The sequence below is a fragment of the Pseudovibrio flavus genome (assembly GCF_009711345.1).
Classification (GTDB): domain Bacteria; phylum Pseudomonadota; class Alphaproteobacteria; order Rhizobiales; family Stappiaceae; genus Pseudovibrio; species Pseudovibrio flavus.
Window position 1 is genome coordinate 237,801 of sequence record NZ_SMMA01000066.1, and the last position, 20,160, is coordinate 257,960.

A 20,160-nucleotide genomic window follows, 5' to 3' on the forward strand; every position below is an offset into this window, starting at 1 on the left:
GACTATGATCCCGATTACCATTTTCAAAGGTCGTGAGGTCGCGCTGTTCGGCCTTGGCGGGTCGGGAATGGCAACTGCCAAAGCTCTGGTTGCTGGTGGTGCCCGCGTGGATGTGTGGGATGACTCTACCGCCCGTGTTGATGCAGCGCTGGATGCTGGCCTCGATGCTATCGACCTGCGCGATGTGGACTTCAGCCGTTATGCAGCCCTTGTCGTAGCGCCGGGTGTGCCCCTCACTCACCCAGAGCCGCATTGGTCGGTAAAGATGGCTCATGAAGCTGGTGTTGAAGTCATCGGTGATGTCGAACTGTTTGTACGCGAACGCGAGCAGGGATGTCCTGAGTGTGCGTTCGTCGCCATTACTGGCACCAACGGCAAATCTACCACCACCGCCCTAATTTCCCACCTGCTGTCACAAGCGGGTATGGATGTGCAGATGGGCGGAAACATCGGCCGCCCGATCCTTGATCTCGACGCTATGGACGAAGACAAGGTTTATGTGATCGAGTGCTCTAGCTACCAGATCGACCTTGCACCATCGCTTGCGCCAGATGTTGGTGTTCTTTTGAACCTGACACCAGACCACCTTGATCGTCATGGCGATATGGAAAGCTATGCTGCTATAAAAGAACGTTTGGTTCGCGGTAGCCGTCTAGCAGTTGTCGGCGTTGATGATAGCTACTGTGCCGAAATTGCAGAGCGCCTTGTTGGCGAAGACGTGCCGGTAGACCGCATCTCTGTAACATCGTTCGTTGATGATGGTGTTTATGCCGTTGGCACGAAACTGTTTGAAAGCGTTGACGGGGAAAGCGAAGAGGTCGCGGACCTTGAAGGCTGTCTTTCTTTGCGCGGATCTCACAATGCCCAGAATGCAGCAGCAGCTGTTAGCGTGGCGGCAGCGCTTGGTTTGGAGCGCGAGGAGATTATCGCAGGTCTCAAGAGCTTCCCGGGTCTTGCTCATCGTCAGAAACTGGTTGCTCGCGCAGGCAATGTGCTCTTCGTCAACGACAGTAAAGGCACCAACGCAGATGCGACTGCCTATGCGCTGGCAAGCTATGACCGTATCTACTGGATTGCAGGCGGCAGACCAAAGATTGGCGGGATTTCTTCACTGAAATCATACGCGCCGAAAATTGCCAAAGCCTACTTCATCGGTGAAGCGGCTCAGGAATTTGCAGAAAGCTTCCAAGGTCTTACTGAGACCATGGTGTTTGTTGGCCTTGATGAGGCCGTCGCCGCTGCTGCGCATGATGCAGGGCGGGATAACAGCGGGGAGGTAGCAGTTCTGCTTTCTCCTGCATGTGCGTCTTTTGATCAGTACCCGAGTTTCGAAGTACGTGGTGAAGCGTTTGAAGCGCTGGCCCGCGTATGTGCAGAAAACCTGTCTGGTCAGGGAGAGCGCTAATGGTTTCACGGGTTGACCGAGGTCCGATTTCCGAATGGCTCTGGACGATTGACCGCTATCTTTTGGCGGGCATTCTCGTTCTTATGCTGTCGGGAGTTATTCTGTCTCTAGCGGCTAGTCCGCCGGTAGCTGAGCGCCTTGGCCTTGACCCGTTCCATTTTGTAAAACGTCAGGCGATCTTCCTGATCCCGAGCATTATCATTCTGCTTGGCGTTTCTACGCTTAACCCGCGCATGGTTCGGCGTTTGGCGCTTGCGTGCTTTATCGGTGCTGTGGCGCTGATGATACTGACGCTGTTCGGTGGAACCGAGATTAAGGGCGCTCGCCGCTGGTTCTCTCTGTTCGGATTTTCCTTGCAGCCGTCGGAGTTTGTTAAGCCCGCGCTCGTGGTGCTTGTTGCGTTTTTACTGTCTGAAGCGCGTAAACGAGCGGAAATTCCGGGTGGCACATTCTCGCTGCTCCTGTTTGGTATCGTTGCTGCTTTGTTGGTAGCGCAGCCTGACTTCGGCCAGACGATGCTACTCGGCATCGTTATGTTTGGTCTGTTCTTCCTCAATGGCCTGTCATGGTTTGCAATTGTTCCGATGGGTCTTCTTGGCCTTGGCGGTATGGTTGCGGGCTATAACTATCTTCCGCACGTACGCGACCGCGTGATGCGCTTTCTTAATCCAGAGTCTGGCGACACTTACCAGATTGACCGCGCGATGGACTCGTTCCTTGCTGGCGGCTGGCTTGGTCGCGGCGTGGGCGAGGGCACCGTGAAGCGCATTCTGCCGGATAGTCACACCGACTTTATCTTCGCAGTGGTGGCGGAAGAATACGGTATCGTCTTGTGTCTTGCGATTGTTCTTGTTTTTGCCTTTGTGGTGATCCGCGGTCTTCTATGCGCTGCGCGTGAGCATGATGCTTTTGCCCGTCTTGCTATCGCCGGTCTTGTGGTGATGTTCGGCCTGCAAAGCTGCATCAACATGATGGTGAACCTCAACCTTATGCCTGCTAAAGGCATGACCCTGCCTTTCATCTCCTATGGTGGCTCTTCTCTTCTTGCTCTTGCCTTGACCATGGGGTTCGTTCTTGCGTTGACACGGCGTCGTCCACGTCCTCGCAGAACACCGACGATTGGTGTGCACCGCGCACCGCCGGTAGCCTCGTGAGTTTCGGAGTTCATTAATGAAAACAACAATATTGCTTACAGCCGGTGGAACAGGCGGGCACTTGTTTCCAGCTCAGGCTCTGGCCGCAGAACTTGGGCGTCGCGGTTACCGGATTGAACTGCTGACAGATGAGCGCGCTGACAAGTACGGCAGCGCTTTTCCTGCTGATGAGGTCCATCTTGTCGATAGCGAGACCATTCGCTCCAAGAACCCGATTTCGCTCGCCAAAACAGCGCTGAAGCTGATGATGGGTACTTTCCAGTCAATTGGTGTTGTGCGCCGTTCCAAAGGCAAAGTGATGGTAGGCTTTGGCGGATATCCGACATTCCCGCCTATGTTTGCCGCGCGTCTTTGCAGGTTGCCGACAATCCTTCATGAAGCCAATGCCGTTCTTGGCCGTGCGAACACGATGCTTGCAAGACAGGCGACAGTGGTTGCAACAACGTTCCCGCTGGCAGGTTTGGAAGCGTCCATTGCCGCTAAGGTGAACGCTACCGGCAACCCGCTTCGCGATAATGTGCTGGCAGTGTGTGATCGCGCCTATGAAGCACCAGAGACTGAAGGCCCGTTTCGTCTGCTGGTAACCGGCGGTAGTCAGGGTGCGCGTTTCTTCTCCGACGCCATGCCACTTATGCTCGCGCAGCTTTCCGATGATCAGCGCAACCGTCTTTCCATCGTGCAGCAGTGCCGACCGGAAGATCTTCAGCGCGTTCAAGAGGCTTACGACCAGCTTGGTGTTAAGGCGGAGCTTGCTTCGTTCTTTACAGATCTGCCTGAACGCATCGCTAATGCCCATCTGGTGGTGGCGCGGGCCGGCGCGGGCACGGTGTGCGAACTGGCCGCCATCGGCAGGCCATCCATTCTGGTGCCGCTTCCGGGCGCTCTCGATAACGACCAAGGCAACAACGCCAAGGTGCTGGAGAGCGTGGGCGGTGCAGCCGTTATCAAGCAGAGCGAACTAACACCGGAGCGCTTTGCATCTGAAATTGGAAGCCTGATGGCTTCCCCTGAAAAGCTGGCAGCATCCGCAGCTGCTGCAAAAACGCAAGGACGTCCTGATGCGGTTTCCCGTCTTGCTGACCTCGTTGAACAGGTCGCCGGAACAGCATCTGGAAATGAAGAGGAAGGAAAAAGCCAATGAAGATGCCTGGTAACCTGGGGCCCGTGCATTTCGTAGGGATTGGCGGCATTGGTATGAGCGGCATTGCCGAAGTGCTGCACAAGCTCGGTTATACCGTGCAGGGTTCGGATATGTCCGAAAACGCAAACGTTCAGCGTCTGCGTGAAAAAGGTATCAAGGTGATGGTTGGCCATGAGGCTGAAAACCTTGATGGTGCTGCTGTTGTTGTTATCTCATCTGCAATCAAGGCGGAAAACGTAGAGCTGCGCACTGCGCGTGAACGTCTGCTGCCTGTGGTACGCCGCGCTGAGATGCTGGCTGAGCTGATGCGCTTCAAGCAGGCGATCGCTATTGGCGGCACGCACGGCAAGACAACGACCACCTCTATGGTCGCTGCGCTTCTGGATGCTGGCAGTATGGACCCGACCGTAATCAACGGCGGTATCATCAACGCTTACGGAACCAACGCACGTATGGGCGATGGCGACTGGATGGTGGTTGAGGCTGACGAGTCTGACGGCACGTTCGTAAAGCTTCCTGCCGACATTGCTGTTGTGACCAACATCGACCCTGAGCACCTTGACCACTACGGTGACTTTGAAGGCGTTCGCGCTGCATTCACCCAGTTTGTCGAGAACGTTCCGTTTTATGGCTTTGCGGTTATGTGTCTGGACCACCCTGAGGTTCAGTCTCTGGTTGGCCAGATCGAAGACCGCAAGATCGTGACCTACGGCAGCAACCCTCAGTCTGACGTGCGTTTCATGAACGTTACGATGAACGGTGCCAAGGCGCAGTTCTCCGTTCATTTGCGTGATCGCCAGACGGGTGAGGAAGAGGTGCTTGAAGACCTCGTTCTGCCAATGCCGGGTCTGCACAACGTTTCCAACGCAACGGCTGCAATCGCTGTTGCTTATCAGCTTGGCATTTCCGGCGAAGATATTCGCAAGGGCCTTGCAGGCTTTGGCGGTGTGAAGCGTCGCTTCACCCACACCGGCACTTGGAACGGCGTCGAAATCTTCGACGATTACGGTCACCATCCGGTTGAAATCAAAGCAGTGCTCCATGCAGCACGTGAAGCAACCAAGGGTAAAGTGGTCGCTGTTGTTCAGCCGCACCGCTATTCTCGTCTTGAGAGCCTGTTTGAAGACTTCTGCACCTGCTTTAACGATGCTGACAGCGTGATTGTCGCTCCGGTCTATTCTGCCGGTGAAGCGCCGATTGAAGGCTTTGACGAGCAGGGCCTTGTTTCCGGTTTGAAAGCAGGCGGTCACCGCTCCGTTCATTCCATCACAGTTCCTCAGGAACTTGCTGCAACTGTTCGTGAACTTGCGCAGCCGGGTGACTTTGTTGTTTGCCTCGGCGCTGGCACTATCACTCAGTGGGCCTACAAGCTTCCAGAGGAACTGGCTGCACTTGATGGCGGGGAGGCTTGATGACCTATCCTGATCTTCTGCCGCTGCTTGGTGATACTGCCAATGAAATCCGCGGGCGTTTGGTGCCTAACCAGCTGCTCTCCGCAATCACATGGTTTCGTGTAGGCGGTCCAGCGCAGTTGCTGTTCCAGCCGGCTGATGAATTGGACCTTGCAACCTTCCTCAAAGCTTTGCCAGAGGAAGTGCCTGTTACTGTGGTTGGCCTTGGTTCCAACCTGCTGGTTCGTGACGGCGGCATCGAAGGCGTTGTTATTCGCCTGCCAATGAAGGGCTTTGGTCAGGTTGAGCACCTTGGTGGTCACCGCCTGAAGGCAGGCGCAAGCGTGCCGGACAAGAAGCTGGCGGAAGTTGCTGCCCAGAACTCTATTGGCGGTTTTGCGTTCTACACCGGTATTCCAGGTGCTCTTGGCGGAGCACTGCGCATGAATGCAGGTGCCCACGGTACAGAGACAAAGCAACGGGTCGTTAACGTTAACGCAGTCTCAAGATCGGGCGAAATTGTCACTTTGAGCAATGAGGATATGGGCTATGCCTATCGCCATTCCTCCGCGCCGAAGGACCTTATTTTTACCAGTGCTGTGCTTGAGGGCTACCACGAGGACGAGGGCGTCATCCGCCGCGAGATGGATGAAGTGACTGCACACCGTGAAGCAGCTCAGCCGATCCGTGAAAAAACAGGTGGCTCGACCTTCAAGAACCCTGAGGGAACGAGTGCTTGGAAAGTCGTTGACGCTGCTGGTTGCCGTGGATTGCAAATCGGCGGCGCAAAAATGTCGGAATTGCATTGCAACTTTATGTTGAACACTGCGGATGCGACAGCTTACGACCTCGAAACTCTAGGTGAAACGGTTCGTGCCCGCGCTGCAAAGGCGACAGGTATTCGTCTGGAATGGGAAATTAAGCGTCTTGGACGGTTCGCAGAGGACCGTGAAGTGCTGCCTTTCCTTGGCGAAGTAGGGGAGTAATCATTCATGGCAAAGCATGTAGCCGTCCTGATGGGCGGATGGGTCAACGAGCGTCCGGTTTCTCTCAGTTCGGGTAATGCCTGCGCCGATGCCTTGGAAGAGGCAGGCTACAAGGTAACCCGCGTTGATGTTGACCGGAATATTGCACAGATTTTACAGGACCTGTCTCCGGACGTGGTTTTCAATGCTTTGCATGGCCCATTTGGTGAAGACGGCTGCATTCAGGGTATCCTTGAGGTACTGGGTATCCCGTATACTCACAGCGGTGTAATGGCCTCTGCTGTTGCTATGAATAAAGTAAAAGCCAAAGCAGTTATGAAGGCTTCTGGCATCCCTGTCGCAGAGGAAATGGTAGTATCGAGAGAAGAGGCTGCCCGTTCACATGTGATGGAACCCCCTTATGTTATTAAGCCTATTTCCGATGGGTCAAGTTTTGGGGTGCTAATTGTTAGGGAGGGCCAAGAATATCCTCCGCAAGAACTTACAGGCTCTGACTGGCAGCACGGCGAGGTTGTCATGGTGGAGCGATACATTCCCGGTCGTGAGCTGACCTGTGCGGTAATGGGCGACGTTGCTCTGGGCGTTATCGAGATCGTTCCGTTAGGTCACACCTTCTATGATTATGACAGTAAATACGTGCCTGGAGGCTCTCAGCACGTACTTCCTGCAAAAATTTTACCATCTGTTTACCAAGAACTACAAAAACTTAGTCTGAAGGCACATCAGGCTCTGGGCTGTCGTGGCGTTTCAAGAGCGGACTTCCGCTTCAACGAAGGGCCGAATGGAACTGGTGAACTGATTTGTCTTGAAGTGAATACTCAACCAGGCATGACGCCAACTTCTTTGCTTCCTGAGATTGCCGCCCACGCAGGGCACGATTTCAAAGCCCTTGTAAGTTGGATCGTGGAGGACGCAAGTTGCGGAAGATAAAGGCAAAATTCAGTGCGCTGAAGACAGCCAGATTGGGTAGGGGCTTCCATGTCTCTCGCCCTGGTGTCTCGCGCCTGCACCAGCGCCCTGCATGGGGCGTGGTGGGTATTTTTGCACTTTTGCCGCGTTGGGCAGGTACTGCGGGCGCTTTGGGGTTCCTCTCCATGGCCGCAGTGTACGGTATTGTTTTGGGCGGACACGTTCGTTCAGTTTCCGAATCAGTAACCTCTACCTTCGGCTTTGCCGTTGATGCCATCGAAATGGAAGGTCTTCAGCGGGTCGCCGAGTTCCAAATTCTTGAAGCGCTCGAATTGCACGAGAGACCGTCTCTCATGCTGTTTGATGCACATGATGCCCGCGAGCGGATCGAGCAGATCCCGTGGGTACGCAGTGCTTCGCTTCAAAAGCTTTATCCGGGCACGCTCACTGTCAAAATCACAGAGGAAGTTCCGTTTGCCTTGTGGCAGCGCGGCGATGTGATTTCGGTTGTGAATGAGGAAGGCGAGGTCATCACTGACGAGGTTGATGGTCGTTACGCTAACCTGCTGCGTGTTGTTCATCACGGTGCTCAGCGCCGTGCCGGGGAAATCAAGCATGAGCTGGACAAGTTCCCGGCACTTCGTTCTCGCGTGCGGGCTGCCAGCCTGATCTCCGAGCGCCGCTGGGATCTTAATCTGGATAACGGAATTGTTGTGCGTCTTCCTGAACGGGGCGTGCATGAAGCCTTGCTGGAGCTAACCCGTCTGGATGCAGATGGTGGCTTGCTGAGCAGGGATATTGTTGCAGTTGATTTGAGGTTGGAAGACCGTGTGGTTGTGCGCCTTTCGGAAGATGCAGCTTTGCGCCGCAAAGCCACTATGAAAGCGCGCCCGCGGTCACTGCGTAATGGGGCAGATACATGAGCGGCAAAAGAAGCATAGTCTACTTGCCACGTATGCGCCCGCTACCGAGCCGGCGCGCTACGGTGGTTTCGGTTCTTGATGTGGGATCGACCAAGGTCTGCTGCTTGATTGCAAAGCTGACACCGAAAGAAGACGGTGAAGTTTTGCCGGGCCGTACTCACAGTGTCGAAGTGCTGGGCTACGGCTATCAGCGCTCACGGGGCATCAAGTCTGGCGTGGTGGTAGATTTGGCACTGGCTGAAGAAGCAATCCGCCGTGCGGTGGATGGTGCCGAACGTATGGCAGGCGTGATGGTGGAGTCGCTTCTGACGACTGTTACTTGCGGCCGTCTACAGAGCGAGATTTTCTCCGCAGGTGTTCCGATTTCCGCAGAGAGCGTTTCGGAAGCTGACATCCAGCGCGTGTTGACGGCAGGTTCGTCACACACGGTCACCGAAGGGCGTGCAATTATGCATGCGCTGCCGATTTCCTACAGCCTTGATGGAAATCGCGGCATCAGCGACCCGCGCGGCATGATGGGCCGTAAGCTGGGCGTTGATATGCAAGTGGTGACAGCGGAGCTGCCTCCGGTACGCAATCTGGAGCTTTGCATCGAACGCGGTCACCTTTCTGTGGAGTCCCTCGTTGCAACGCCATATGCCTCTGGTCTTTCTACCCTTGTTGGTGATGAAACCGAACTTGGCGTGGCTTGTATCGATATGGGCGGTGGAACAACGACAATCTCTATTTTCGTCGACAATCAGATGGTGCATCTGGATGCCATCGCTGTTGGCGGCAATCACGTCACAATGGACATCGCACGGGCGTTGTCGACCCGCATGGAAGATGCGGAGCGGATCAAGACACTGCATGGCTCTGCACTGCCAAGCGCTGTTGATGATCGCGACTTCATTTCCGTGCCTCCGGTCGATAGCGAAGGTGATCTGCCTACACAGATCCCGCGGGCAATGTTGACTCGGGTTATCCGCCCGCGTGTTGAAGAGATTTTGGAAATGATCCGTGACCGTTTGGTCGATAGCGGATTTGCAGGACGGGTTGGTAAACGCGTTGTTTTGACTGGTGGTGCGAGCCAGTTGACCGGTTTGCCAGAGACCGCACGTCGCATACTGGGACGTAACGTGCGCCTTGGCCGTCCTTTGGGAGTTGCTGGCCTGCCGGAATCGGCAAAGGGACCAGCGTTTTCTGCTGCTGTGGGTCTTTTGATTTACCCGCAGGTTGCGCAGGTAGAACAGTTTGAGCCGCGCTCTGCGCGGGGCCGTTGGTCTCACAAGGGTAGTTATTTCGCCCGTATGAGCCAGTGGCTAAGGGAGAGTTTCTGACGCGCAAGCGCGTTGGGTAAAAGTTTCGCCCGGGAGGGCGGACGCACGAGAGAGAAATGGCATGCCCGTTAGGGCCTGCCAAAGGGTCGCGAGGAAATTATGACGATCAACCTGAAGATGCCTGAGGTTCAGGAGCTGAAGCCGAGGATCACCGTATTCGGTGTCGGTGGTGGTGGCGGCAACGCCGTCAACAACATGATTAGAACAGGTCTGCAAGGCTGTGACTTTGTGGTCGCCAACACTGACGCGCAAGCACTGGCACTTTGCCAGGCTGAACGCGTTATCCAAATGGGTGTTGCCGTGACTGAAGGTCTTGGTGCAGGCTCCCAGCCGGAAGTTGGCTGTGCGGCGGCAGAGGAAGTTATTGACGAAATCAATGACCATCTCTCCGGTTCGCACATGGTCTTCATTACTGCTGGTATGGGTGGCGGCACCGGTACCGGTGCAGGACCTGTTGTGGCACGCGCTGCTCGCGAGCAGGGTATTCTAACCGTTGGTGTGGTGACCAAGCCTTTCCAGTTCGAAGGCAGCCGCCGTATGCGTGTTGCAGAAGCTGGTATTGAAGAGCTTCAGCGTCATGTTGATACACTGATCGTTATTCCAAACCAGAATTTGTTCCGCATTGCCAATGCGCAGACCACCTTTGCAGATGCCTTCTCCATGGCTGACCAGGTGCTGTACTCCGGCGTTGCGAATATCACTGACCTGATGGTCAAAGAAGGTCTCATCAACCTCGACTTTGCTGACGTTCGCTCCATTATGCGCGGCATGGGCAAAGCGATGATGGGTACTGGCGAAGCTTCCGGTGAAAACCGTGCGCTGGCTGCTGCTGAAGCGGCTATTGCCAACCCGCTGCTTGATGAAACTTCCATGAAGGGTGCTCGCGGTCTGTTGATCTCCATCACTGGCGGTAACGACCTGACCCTGTTCGAAGTTGACGAAGCTGCTACCCGTATTCGGGAAGAAGTGGATCCAGATGCAAACATCATTCTGGGCGCAACCTTCGACGAAAGCCTCGACGGCATCATCCGCGTATCTGTTGTTGCAACAGGTATCGATCAGGAACGCCGCGAAGATGTTTCTCCTGCCGAAGCCCGTATGGCTCAGCTGACCGAGCGCCTTCAGAGCGCAACCGCAGCACCTGCGCCAGCGCCGAAAGCGCCAGCCCAGCCCTACGCACCGGCGCCAATGCGCGCCGCTCCGGTAAAACAGGCTCCGGTCGCTGCTGCTTCCGATCCTGAAGTTGAAATTGCTCCTTACCAGCAGCGTGCATACGAAGCTGTAGAGAGCCTTGATGATCTGGACGAGCAGAACACTGCTGTTGTGGAGGAGGCTCCGGTTCCCCAGCCTTTTATCCCGCCGGTAGCAGAGGAATTTGACGCTCAGCAACGTATGCCGCGAGTGGAGGACTTCCCTCCTATCGCTCAACGTGAAATGCGCGCTCACAATGCCCCGCAGCCTGCTACCGCTGCACCAGCTCAAGCTGCACCATCTGTAGAAGCGCCTCTGATGGACCGCGAAGCACATGCTCATGAAGCTGCTTCCCACCATCACGAGGAAGAAGAGCGCCGTCCGATGGGCCTGCTGCGTCGTCTTGCTGGTGGTCTTACCCGCCGTGAAGACGAGGAAATGGCTCACGAAAGCGCTGAACATTACGAAGAAGAAGTCATGGAAGCTCCGCGTCAGGCGCCGTCTTTCCGTAACCCTAACCAAGCACCAACCAACCATGGAGCAGCTGGTCTGCTGGATCGGGGCGGACGCCCTGCGCCACAGAACCGTTCTATGATTGAGGACGATCAGCTTGAAATCCCTGCGTTTTTGCGCCGGCAAGCAACCTGATTGTGAATAACCTCGCGTCTCTCGGCAGCAATCCAGATTTTTCTGGATTGCTGCAGCGCGTTTCTGCTTCTTCTACTCCGTAAAATTACCGAAGTTTTATCCTTCGTTACAAAGCGTAATAAAGCTTTATTTTATTCTTCCTGCCTGTCTCGTTATGTTCCAGCCTAACCGGTGGGTACCAAGGAATTTCTCGGCTACGGCCCTTCATAAGAGGTCGAGCCCTATCAACAAAGGCTGGAAGAAAATGACAATGCGTGTTTCGCAACAGACAACGCTTGCTGACATCGTGACCCTGACAGGGATCGGTGTACATTCCGGCAAACCTGCGACTATCACCATGCATCCCGCAGAACCTAACACTGGCATCGTGTTCCACCGGACCGATCGTGAAGATGCCCGTGACGTTCCTGCAAATTGGCAATCTGTTACAGCGACTGCTCTGTGCACTGTCGTCGGCGATCCTGCTGGCTACGGCGTGTCCACCATTGAGCACCTGATGGCTGCCATTCGCGGTGTGGGACTTGATAACGCATTCATCGAAATTGACGGCCCTGAAATGCCAATCATGGACGGCAGCTCCGAAGCTTTTGTTGAAGCATTCGAGCAGACCGGCCTGAAAAAGCAGAATGCAAAGCGTCGCTACATCCGCATTAAGGAAAGCGTTCGTGTGCAGCAGGGTGACCAGTGGTGCGAGCTGAACCCGTTTGACGGCACCCGCTTTAACATCACCATCGACTTTGACAGCAAGCTGATCGGCGAACAGAAGCTGGTGTTTGATCTGACACCAGACGTGTTCAAGAACGACGTTTGCCGTGCACGTACCTTCGGTTCTGTTCAGGACGTAGAGAAACTCTGGAAGCTGGGCTTTGCGCTTGGTTCTTCTCTGGAGAACTCCGTTGCTCTTGACGGTGACCGTGTACTGAACCCAGAAGGCACCCGCTGGAGCGACGAGTTCGTTCGTCACAAGTCTCTGGACGCTGTTGGTGATCTTGCGCTTGCTGGCCTGCCGATTCTTGGCGAATACCGCTCTTACAAAGGCGGTCACCGCATGAACCATGCGATTTTGGTTGAGCTTTTCAAAAATCCTGAAGCTTTCGAAATCGTAGAAGCAGGCGAGAAAACCCGCTCTGTTTCCGAAGCAGCTGGCCATGCGGAACTCATCGGCGGTATGCAGGCTGCGGCTTTTGGCCCCGAGGTTTCCTAAAGATCTTCTGAGTTGTTCAGAGGTTTCGCCCTAACTCCGACACAAATTCGCGTCAAACGGCCGTCGACTTAGTGACGCGGCGCACGCATTGGGTTAGAAGCCTATTGTGCGCTGGGGGTTCCGGCGAATCCAATTTATCTGAGGAGTTGGAGAAATTGCTGCTTATGGGTGTTGATCTGCGTGCGAAGACGAGCTCTCGTCTTGCCAAAGCTGTTCGCTTTTCTGTTCTTGCTGGTGTGCTGGCCGTTGCTGGCTGCGCGTCGAAAGACGTTGACGAAATGGCTTTCGAGGACACTCCAGCCGAGCTTCTGTACAATCAGGGTCTTGCTCTGCGTGCCTCGGGTGACCTGAAAGGTGCTGCTTCGAAGTTTGGTGAGCTGGATAAAGTCTATCCGTATTCTGAATATGCTCGCAAATCTCTCATCAACATTGCATACCTCAACTTCGCAATGGGCCGCTATCCAGAGACGGTTTCTGCTGCAAAGCGCTTTGTTACCCTTTATCCGGGTAGCGAGGATGCCGCTTATGCGCTGTACCTGATCGGTGAGTCCCACTTTGCGCAGATCCCTGACATTGGCCGTGACCAGAAGTCTGCCGAGCAGGCACTGGCAGCAATGCAGGAAGTCATCCAGCGTTATCCAGATTCCGACTACGCCAACGAAGCGCGTAAGAAGATCCGCATGGCTGAAGATCAGCTGGCGGGTAAAGAGATGGAAGTTGGCCGTTACTACCTGACACGCCGCAACTATCTTGCTTCTATCAACCGCTACAAGGTTGTTGTCACCAACTACCAGACCACCCGCCACATTGAAGAGGCGCTGTACCGTCTGGCAGAGAGCTACTACGCGCTTGGCGTCGTGCCTGAAGCGCAGACCGCAGCAGCTGTTCTTGGCCATAACTTCCCGCAGAGCTCTTGGTATAAGGATGCCTACAAGCTTCTTGCAAAGGGTGGTTACGAGCCGCAGGAAAACAGCAGCAGCTGGATCAGTAAAGCCTTTGGTCGGGTAACCGGCTCTTGATATTAACGCGCCCTCTTCGGAGGGCGTATTGGTACGAAACCAATGCTCGTTAGCCTTTCTATCCGCGATATTGTTCTTATTGACCGATTGGACCTTCAGTTTGCTGAGGGTATGAGCGTTCTTACCGGCGAAACTGGAGCCGGTAAGTCTATCCTTCTTGATTCCCTTTCTCTGGCCCTTGGTGGGCGTGGTGATGCAGGTCTCGTGCGACATGGCGAGAAGCAGGCGCAGGTGACCGCTGTTTTCGACGTGCCAATGGCGCATCCTGTTCGCGAACTCCTGCGTGAAAACGATCTGGAATCCGATAGCGACATCATCTTGCGCCGCGTGCAGGCAGCAGATGGTCGTACTCGTGCGTTCCTGAACGACGCTCCGGTGAGCGCTGGCCTTATGCGCCAAGTTGGCTCGTCTCTGGTTGAAGTGCATGGTCAGCATGATGACCGTGCTCTGGTCGAACCAGAAAGCCACCGTCAAATCCTCGACAGCTTTGGTGGTCTGGAAGCGCTTTGCGCAAAGACCGGAACAGCAGCCCGTGCTGTGAAGACAGCGGAAAAGACGCTGAAGGACCATGTTGCACGCATTGAAGAAGCGCGCCGTGAAGCTGACTATCTTCGCGCCAGTGCAGATGAACTGGCGACCCTGAACCCGCATGAGGGTGAAGAGGAGGCGCTTGCTATTCGCCGTCAGGACATGATGCAGGTAGAGAAGATCGCAGGTGATCTTCGTGATGCCTACGACACGCTAGACGGCCAGACCTCTCCAATTCCTGAACTTTCCAGCCTTCTGCGCCGTCTTGAGCGCAAGGTTGACCAAGCGCCGAACTATCTGACCTCTGTGGTGGAGAACCTCGGCAGTGCTTTGGATCAGCTTGAAGAAGCGCGTGGTGGTTTGGAGCAGGCGCTGCGTGAGACCGATTTTGATCGTGGTGAGCTGGAAGCTACCGAAGAGCGCTTGTTTGCTCTGCGTGCTGCCAGCCGCAAGTTCTCTGTTCCTGTCGATGAGCTGCCGCGTTTGCGCGAAGCCATGGAGACAGACCTTGCCGACCTAGATGCCGGTGAGGACAAGCTACAGGCGCTTGAGAAGGCTGTCGTGGAAGCCCGTGCTGCTTACGATAAGATCGCTGCTGATCTTTCCAAGAAGCGTGAGAAGGCCGCACGTCTGCTGGAGAAGGCTGTTCACGAAGAGCTGCCAGCGCTGAAGCTGGAGCGTGCCCGCTTTATCATCAATCAGGATAGTGATCCTGAAGCGCGTGGTCTTGAGGGTATCGATACAATCGAGTTCTGGGCGCAGACAAACCCGGGTACACGTCCGGGACCGATGTTCAAAGTCGCGTCCGGTGGTGAGTTGTCCCGCTTCCTGCTCGCTCTCAAGGTTTCTCTTGCAGACAAGGGCTCCGCGCCAACGCTGGTGTTCGACGAGATCGACACCGGTGTAGGCGGCGCTGTGGCTGAAGCTATTGGCGTGCGCCTTGCCCGTCTTGCAAGCACGGTACAGGTGCTCACCGTTACCCACGCGCCACAGGTGGCTGCGCGGGCTAATGGTCACTTCCTCATCCAGAAGGGTGAGGTCGCCAAGGATACTATCGCAACGCGCGTCAACGAGCTGGGCGATGCAGAGCGCCGCGAAGAGATTGCGCGTATGCTTTCCGGCTCCAGCATTACAGAGGAAGCGCGTGCAGCGGCTGACCGCTTGATGGCTATGAATGTCAGCGAGACCCTTGTTTGATGTGGGTGAGAACTGCGTAACGTAGCGTTTTCAATGTTTTAACTATAATTCTGCAGTGTGGGTGAAGGGCTATCTAACGGGGCTATCCATCCATGCTGCGCATCTTTCCCAGATTCAGGGCTTACTATCATCTCGTTTTCCTGCTGGTTGTGGTCGGTGTGCCGCTATATGTCTGGACGCTATGGCAGACATCGGAAAGCATGATGGATTTATCTTCCTTCGGCGGTGATTTTGCCTTCTTCTATGATAGTGCCAAGAAGGCGGTGATGGGTGCTGCGCCCTTTGTGACCGACTTCTCCCAGATGCCTGCGGTAAGGGACGGGCAGGGCGAGATACTGCGGTTCTATCAAGGCTGGGTGCTTTCTCCTGTAACACTTTTGTTTGTGCTTCCGTTAGCGGCGTTTGGTTACATGGGTGCTTATCTGGCTTGGGCCGGAGTGGGTATTGTCGCGACGATGCTGAGCTGCGCCGGAAAACTGCGTGATGGCGGAGCACCAATCTTCTTCGTTCTTGCGCCTGCAACTTTGATGACGCTGTTCTTCGGGCAATCCACTCTGCTCTTAGCGGGCTTTATGGCAGGCGGCTTGCGTTTGCTTGAGCGCGCCCCTGCAACTGCGGGCTTTTTGCTTGGCTTTGCGCTTATCAAGCCAGAAATCGGATTGTTTGCAGTCATCGCAGTAATCGCGCAGCGCAATGTGATTGCTCTTTGCGGCATGATTGTTAGCGGCGGCTTGCTGGTGAGCGTTACGACCGTTCTGTTTGGCGCGCCGGTCTGGTCTGCCTACATGTCCAGCGCTCCAACCGCGCTCTACTCACTGTTGGAGCAGGCGCAAGGCATGACGCTCTACCTGATGCCCTCTGTTTTTTCGGCCCTTCGCGTTCTTGGCGTGCCTTTTGAAATTGCGCTTTATAGCCAGCTTGGCGTGAGCGTATTGGGCGTGCTGGTCATCTTTTGGCTCTACAAGCAAACGCGCCGCTTTGAGCTTCGTAATCTTGCTTTCGGTATCACCGTTATGCTGTCCGCGCCTCTGCTGTTTTGCTGGGACTTGGCGATCCTGACGCCGCTGCTTTATCTCTACGGTGTGAAGACGGGTATTTTCGAAGAGGGTAGTGAAGCCTCCTTCTTTGGGGCAAGTGCTTTGTTTGGTGCGTTTTTGGTGCCAGTTATCGCAGTGGGAACGGCTGCCCACTTTGCTCCAATAGCGCCGCTGTTGATGCTTACTGCTTTGCTCTACCTTCTTGTCAGGTTGCGGGAGGAGGAAATCCTGCGCAAGCGCTGGTCGAAACGCCAGTCATCGGGGCAGGAGCGTAGCGAACCTGTGATGACCAAGGATATGGCGAGGCCGTAATTTGTCCTCGCTTAGCCAATAGCTTCTATCCTCAGCATAGTGAGAAGCGAGTGGTCCGGTTTGCTTGTTGTGGCGGGCTGTTCGTGCAAAATAGGGCCAACTTGGAAATTATAAGACAGGAATAAACGGGTGAGCGAGTCTCGGTCTCAAGACAACGAACTGGAGCTGCCGCTGGCATCAATCAGTGTCGAGCAGGCAAAACAGGAACTGGCAGAGCTTGCCGAGCAGATACAAAAGCACGACGAGGCTTACTACCGTAATGACGCGCCGCTGATCTCTGACGGCGAGTATGATGAACTGCGCCGCCGTAACGATGCGCTTGAAAAGCAGTTTCCCGAGCTGGTTACAGCAGATAGCCCATCCCAGCGGGTAGGTGCAGCTGTTGGTGAAGGCTTTGGCAAGATCACCCACCGCGTGCCAATGCTCTCATTGGACAACGCGTTTGACGATGAGGACGTACGTGACTTCATCGGCAAGGTGCGCCGCTTCCTGCGTTACGATCCGCTTATGGGTGCGTTGGTTGTTACTGCTGAGCCGAAGATCGACGGCCTTTCTCTCGCTATTCGTTATGAGAACGGCAAGCTGGTTCACGCTGTTACTCGCGGTGATGGCACAGAGGGTGAAAACGTTACTGCCAATGCGCTGACTATCTCTGACATTCCGAAGGAACTGCCAGCTGGCGTGCCGGATGTCGTTGAGGTGCGCGGCGAAGTTTATATGTCCCACGCCGACTTTGCAGCGCTTAACGAACGTATGATCGCCAATGGCGGGAAACCGTTTGCGAACCCACGCAATGCGGCGGCGGGCTCTTTGCGCCAGCTTAACTCGGCTATTACCGCATCTCGTCCGCTCAAGTTCTTTGCCTATGCATGGGGCGAAATGAGCGAAATGCCAGCGACCACACAGATGGAGATGGTCGAGACCTTCGCCAAGTGGGGCTTTGTCATCAACCCGTTGATGAAGCGCTGCCAGAGCGTTGAAGAGCTGATTGCCGTTTATCATCACATTGAAGAAAACCGCGCAACGCTTGGCTATGACATTGACGGTGTGGTTTACAAGATCGACCGCCTTGACCTGCAAGAGCGCCTTGGTTTCGTTTCTCGCTCTCCGCGTTGGGCGATTGCGCATAAGTTTCCTGCCCAGCGTGCTTTCACCATTTTGCGCGAGATCGAAATTCAGGTGGGCCGTACTGGTGCTCTGACACCGGTTGCCAAGCTTGAGCCGGTCACCGTGGGTGGTGTGGTTGTTTCCAACGCGACCCTTCACAACGAGGATTACGTCAAAGGCATCGGGCAGGACGGTAAGCCAATTCGCGGTGGTAAAGACCTGCGTGCTGGCGATACGGTTATCATCCAGCGTGCGGGCGATGTTATTCCGCAGATCGTTGATGTTGATCTTGAAAAACGCCCTGAAGATAGCGTGCCTTTCGAGTTTCCGCAGGTTTGTCCGGCGTGCGGCTCCCATGCTGTGCGTGAGGAAAACACCAAGACTGGCCGTATGGATGCAGTACGCCGTTGTACCGGCGGTTTGATCTGCCCAGCGCAGGCTGTAGAGAAGCTAAAGCACTTCGTTTCTCGCGGTGCTCTGGACATCGAAGGCCTTGGCGATAAGCAGGTAGAGACGTTCTACGAGCTATCGCTTGAAGAGGGCGGTATTCGCACACCTGCTGATATCTTCACTTTGCGCGAACGGGATAGTAAGGCGCTCGTCAAGCTGCGTAACCGTGAAGGGTGGGGCGCTGTTTCTGCCCGTAATCTGTTTGATGCCATTGATGCCCGCCGCGAGATGGACCTTTTCCGCTTTATCTTCGGCCTTGGCATTCGTCATGTGGGTGAGGGCAACGCCAAGCTGCTTGCCCGCGCCTATGGCTCTTGGCAGGCGTTTTACGAGGCAATGGTTAAAGCATGTGATCATGACAGCGAAGCCTTCCGCGACCTTAATGACATTGACGGCATAGGCATGACTGTTGCGTTGGCGCTTACTGATTTCTTTGGCGAGCAGCACAACATCGAGCAGTTGGACAAGCTGATGAAAGAGGTTAACCCGCGCTCTGTTGTGGTGGCGGATACCTCGGCAAGTCCTGTTGCTGGCCAGACCATCGTGTTTACCGGCTCGCTTGTCCGTCTTAGCCGCGATGAAGCCAAAGCACAGGCAGAAATGTTTGGTGCCAAGGTTTCCGGCTCCGTTTCCAAGAAGACCGACCTTGTGGTGGCTGGCCCTAAAGCGGGCTCAAAACTTACCAAGGCGCAGGAGCTTGGCATCAAGGTAATTTCTGAAGATGACTGGTTTGATTTGACCGGACAAAGCTCCAGTTAATTAACTGCAATATAAGGCTTTCCCGAAACCTCTGAGTATTCGGGGAAGCCAATAATCCGATGGCCTAGTAGGGATAGTCATTCTGTCTCGATCAAAGCTGGAGCCATGGGTAAATCTCTTCAAAACAAGCTGCTTGCCCTTACCATCGTGCCCTTGGCATGTGCGCTGCTGTTTTCTGCATGGCTGGTTTGGGCGATCTTTGAAAAATATGAAGAGCACCGCCGCTTGATTCCCGTTATCCAGATTTCTGACCTTGCGGACGATATCATCTATGACCTGCAAATCGAGCGCGGCAAGAATGCGGTGCGGGTAGCATCAGAGTTTGAGATTGATCCGGGGTATACGGCGGAAGGTACAGGCTCTACTGTCCGGGAGAAAATTGTTCAGCTTGAAGTGACCGTTGAACAGTTTTGCGTAGAAAACTCCATCGCTTGTGACGAATTCTCCCGTTCTATCCAGTTAGGACGAAACGTTGTGAAACTGCAAAGTGAGATGCAGTCCTTCTGCTCTGATAATAGTGGCTCTTGTGATGAGGCGCTTTCCTCTCTTCAAATAACCAAGCAGCTTAGAGAAATCCGACAGGAAATCATGACGCGGCAAATCTCGGCTCGCGGGGTGATTAAAAGTTACTCCGAGCTGATTGATGCGCTCTTTCACGTGATGACTGTGGCAACAGAGGCTAGCCCGTCTGAGGCGATTTCTAGAGAGCAGGTTCCACTACTTATGTTGCTAAGCCTTGCCGAAGCTGCCGGTCTTGAAAGGGTCAACGGTGCTCTCCTCCTAGTAAGGCATGGGAAAGGTATAAGCATTGAGCCAGCCTATCTGGACATGGTGGAGGCGCGTGGGGCTGAAGCGCTGTTGACGAGAGTGTTTCGGGCCAGTGCTACCAATCAGCAGATAGAGCAGTTTGAAAAAGTGGTACGCGGCGCAGCAATAAGCGACTTTTCTGTCTATCGGCTTATCTTGGAACAAATGCCTCAAACAGATAATGCAAAGGGTATTACTCCGTCATTGTGGTTTGCCGCTTCAACGGATCGTCTTGCTCACATTCATGAGTTGGCGGAAAAAGTCTCCAATAATGCAATGGTGATTGCGCAAACGGAGAGTGATGCAATTCTTGAGGAGCTGACCTTCTGGCTCGGCGTTACACTGTTGCTTCTTCTGATTACGACGGTCTTCTCTGTGGTGAATTTGAGCGGTATTACTACGGCGCTCAAAACGTTGAACTACTCCCTGCAAGGGCTGGCTGCTGGAAAAATTCACTTCCCAGTACCGCAGCAAGATAGAACCGACGAGATCGGCGAGCTTTCCCGAACTGCTGAAGAAATCCGCAAGCGGCTGTGGCGTGTTCCAGCCAGTGCAGGCGAACAGGAAAGTGACGAGACAGAAAAGCGGGCGAGCTGAATAAGATGTAGGGCTTTGTTTCTAATCTGCGTACCGTCGTCCCTACGGCGCTACCGCGCCAGGCCTGTTGCAGTTG

At 54.7% G+C, this 20,160-nt stretch carries 15 protein-coding genes; all 15 read left to right on the top strand.

Annotation, left to right across the window (positions count from 1 at the left end; all coding sequences use genetic code 11):
- Positions 1–4: 4 nt before the first annotated feature.
- The 15 genes from murD to E1162_RS18100 all read left to right on the top strand — a co-directional run bounded on the left by murD (position 5) and on the right by E1162_RS18100 (position 20,084).
- Entirely contained in the window at positions 5–1,405 is a 1,401-nt protein-coding gene (gene murD / locus E1162_RS18030; protein ID WP_155134346.1) for a UDP-N-acetylmuramoyl-L-alanine--D-glutamate ligase, read from the top strand.
- Positions 1,405–2,559 (top strand): FtsW/RodA/SpoVE family cell cycle protein, encoded by a 1,155-nt coding sequence (locus E1162_RS18035; protein WP_155134349.1) that lies wholly within the window; start codon positions 1,405–1,407, stop codon positions 2,557–2,559. Before murD ends, E1162_RS18035 begins: the two co-directional genes overlap by 1 nt.
- Positions 2,560–2,575: 16 nt before the next feature.
- Positions 2,576–3,700, top strand: a complete 1,125-nt coding sequence (gene murG, locus E1162_RS18040) for an undecaprenyldiphospho-muramoylpentapeptide beta-N-acetylglucosaminyltransferase (RefSeq protein ID WP_155134352.1) — start codon at positions 2,576–2,578, stop codon at positions 3,698–3,700.
- Positions 3,697–5,112: a UDP-N-acetylmuramate--L-alanine ligase gene (gene murC, locus E1162_RS18045; protein ID WP_155134355.1), complete on the top strand. Its 1,416-nt coding sequence runs from the start codon at positions 3,697–3,699 to the stop codon at positions 5,110–5,112. The genes murG and murC overlap by 4 nt, the downstream gene beginning before the upstream one ends.
- Entirely contained in the window at positions 5,112–6,077 is a 966-nt protein-coding gene (gene murB / locus E1162_RS18050) for a UDP-N-acetylmuramate dehydrogenase (RefSeq protein ID WP_155134358.1), read from the top strand. The genes murC and murB overlap by 1 nt, the downstream gene beginning before the upstream one ends.
- Before the next feature lie 6 nt (positions 6,078–6,083).
- Complete coding sequence (locus E1162_RS18055; RefSeq protein WP_155134361.1) at positions 6,084–7,007, top strand: D-alanine--D-alanine ligase; 924 nt, start codon at positions 6,084–6,086, stop codon at positions 7,005–7,007.
- Positions 6,995–7,909 carry a cell division protein FtsQ/DivIB gene (locus E1162_RS18060; protein WP_257099104.1) on the top strand — a complete coding sequence of 305 codons (915 nt, stop codon included), beginning with the start codon at positions 6,995–6,997 and terminating at the stop codon, positions 7,907–7,909. Before E1162_RS18055 ends, E1162_RS18060 begins: the two co-directional genes overlap by 13 nt.
- 32 nt (positions 7,910–7,941) lie before the next feature.
- Entirely contained in the window at positions 7,942–9,228 is a 1,287-nt protein-coding gene (gene ftsA / locus E1162_RS18065) for a cell division protein FtsA (RefSeq protein ID WP_371312029.1), read from the top strand.
- A 99-nt stretch (positions 9,229–9,327) separates the two neighbouring features.
- A complete protein-coding gene (gene ftsZ, locus E1162_RS18070; protein WP_155134367.1) occupies positions 9,328–11,067 on the top strand; it encodes a cell division protein FtsZ in 1,740 nt (579 codons plus the stop codon).
- A gap of 244 nt (positions 11,068–11,311) precedes the next feature.
- On the top strand, positions 11,312–12,271 hold the full coding sequence (gene lpxC, locus E1162_RS18075; RefSeq protein WP_155134370.1) for a UDP-3-O-acyl-N-acetylglucosamine deacetylase: 960 nt from the start codon (positions 11,312–11,314) through the stop codon (positions 12,269–12,271).
- A 164-nt stretch (positions 12,272–12,435) separates the two neighbouring features.
- Positions 12,436–13,290, top strand: a complete 855-nt coding sequence (locus E1162_RS18080; RefSeq protein ID WP_155135112.1) for an outer membrane protein assembly factor BamD — start codon at positions 12,436–12,438, stop codon at positions 13,288–13,290.
- A 42-nt stretch (positions 13,291–13,332) separates the two neighbouring features.
- Entirely contained in the window at positions 13,333–15,015 is a 1,683-nt protein-coding gene (gene recN / locus E1162_RS18085) for a DNA repair protein RecN (RefSeq protein WP_155134373.1), read from the top strand.
- Positions 15,016–15,107: 92 nt separating this feature from the next.
- A complete protein-coding gene (locus E1162_RS18090) occupies positions 15,108–16,364 on the top strand; it encodes a glycosyltransferase family 87 protein (protein WP_155134376.1) in 1,257 nt (418 codons plus the stop codon).
- A 171-nt stretch (positions 16,365–16,535) separates the two neighbouring features.
- Positions 16,536–18,680, top strand: coding sequence for an NAD-dependent DNA ligase LigA (gene ligA, locus E1162_RS18095; protein ID WP_155135115.1), 2,145 nt, complete (start codon positions 16,536–16,538; stop codon positions 18,678–18,680).
- A gap of 105 nt (positions 18,681–18,785) precedes the next feature.
- Positions 18,786–20,084 (top strand): nitrate- and nitrite sensing domain-containing protein, encoded by a 1,299-nt coding sequence (locus E1162_RS18100; RefSeq protein ID WP_155134379.1) that lies wholly within the window; start codon positions 18,786–18,788, stop codon positions 20,082–20,084.
- Positions 20,085–20,160: the final 76 nt, after the last annotated feature.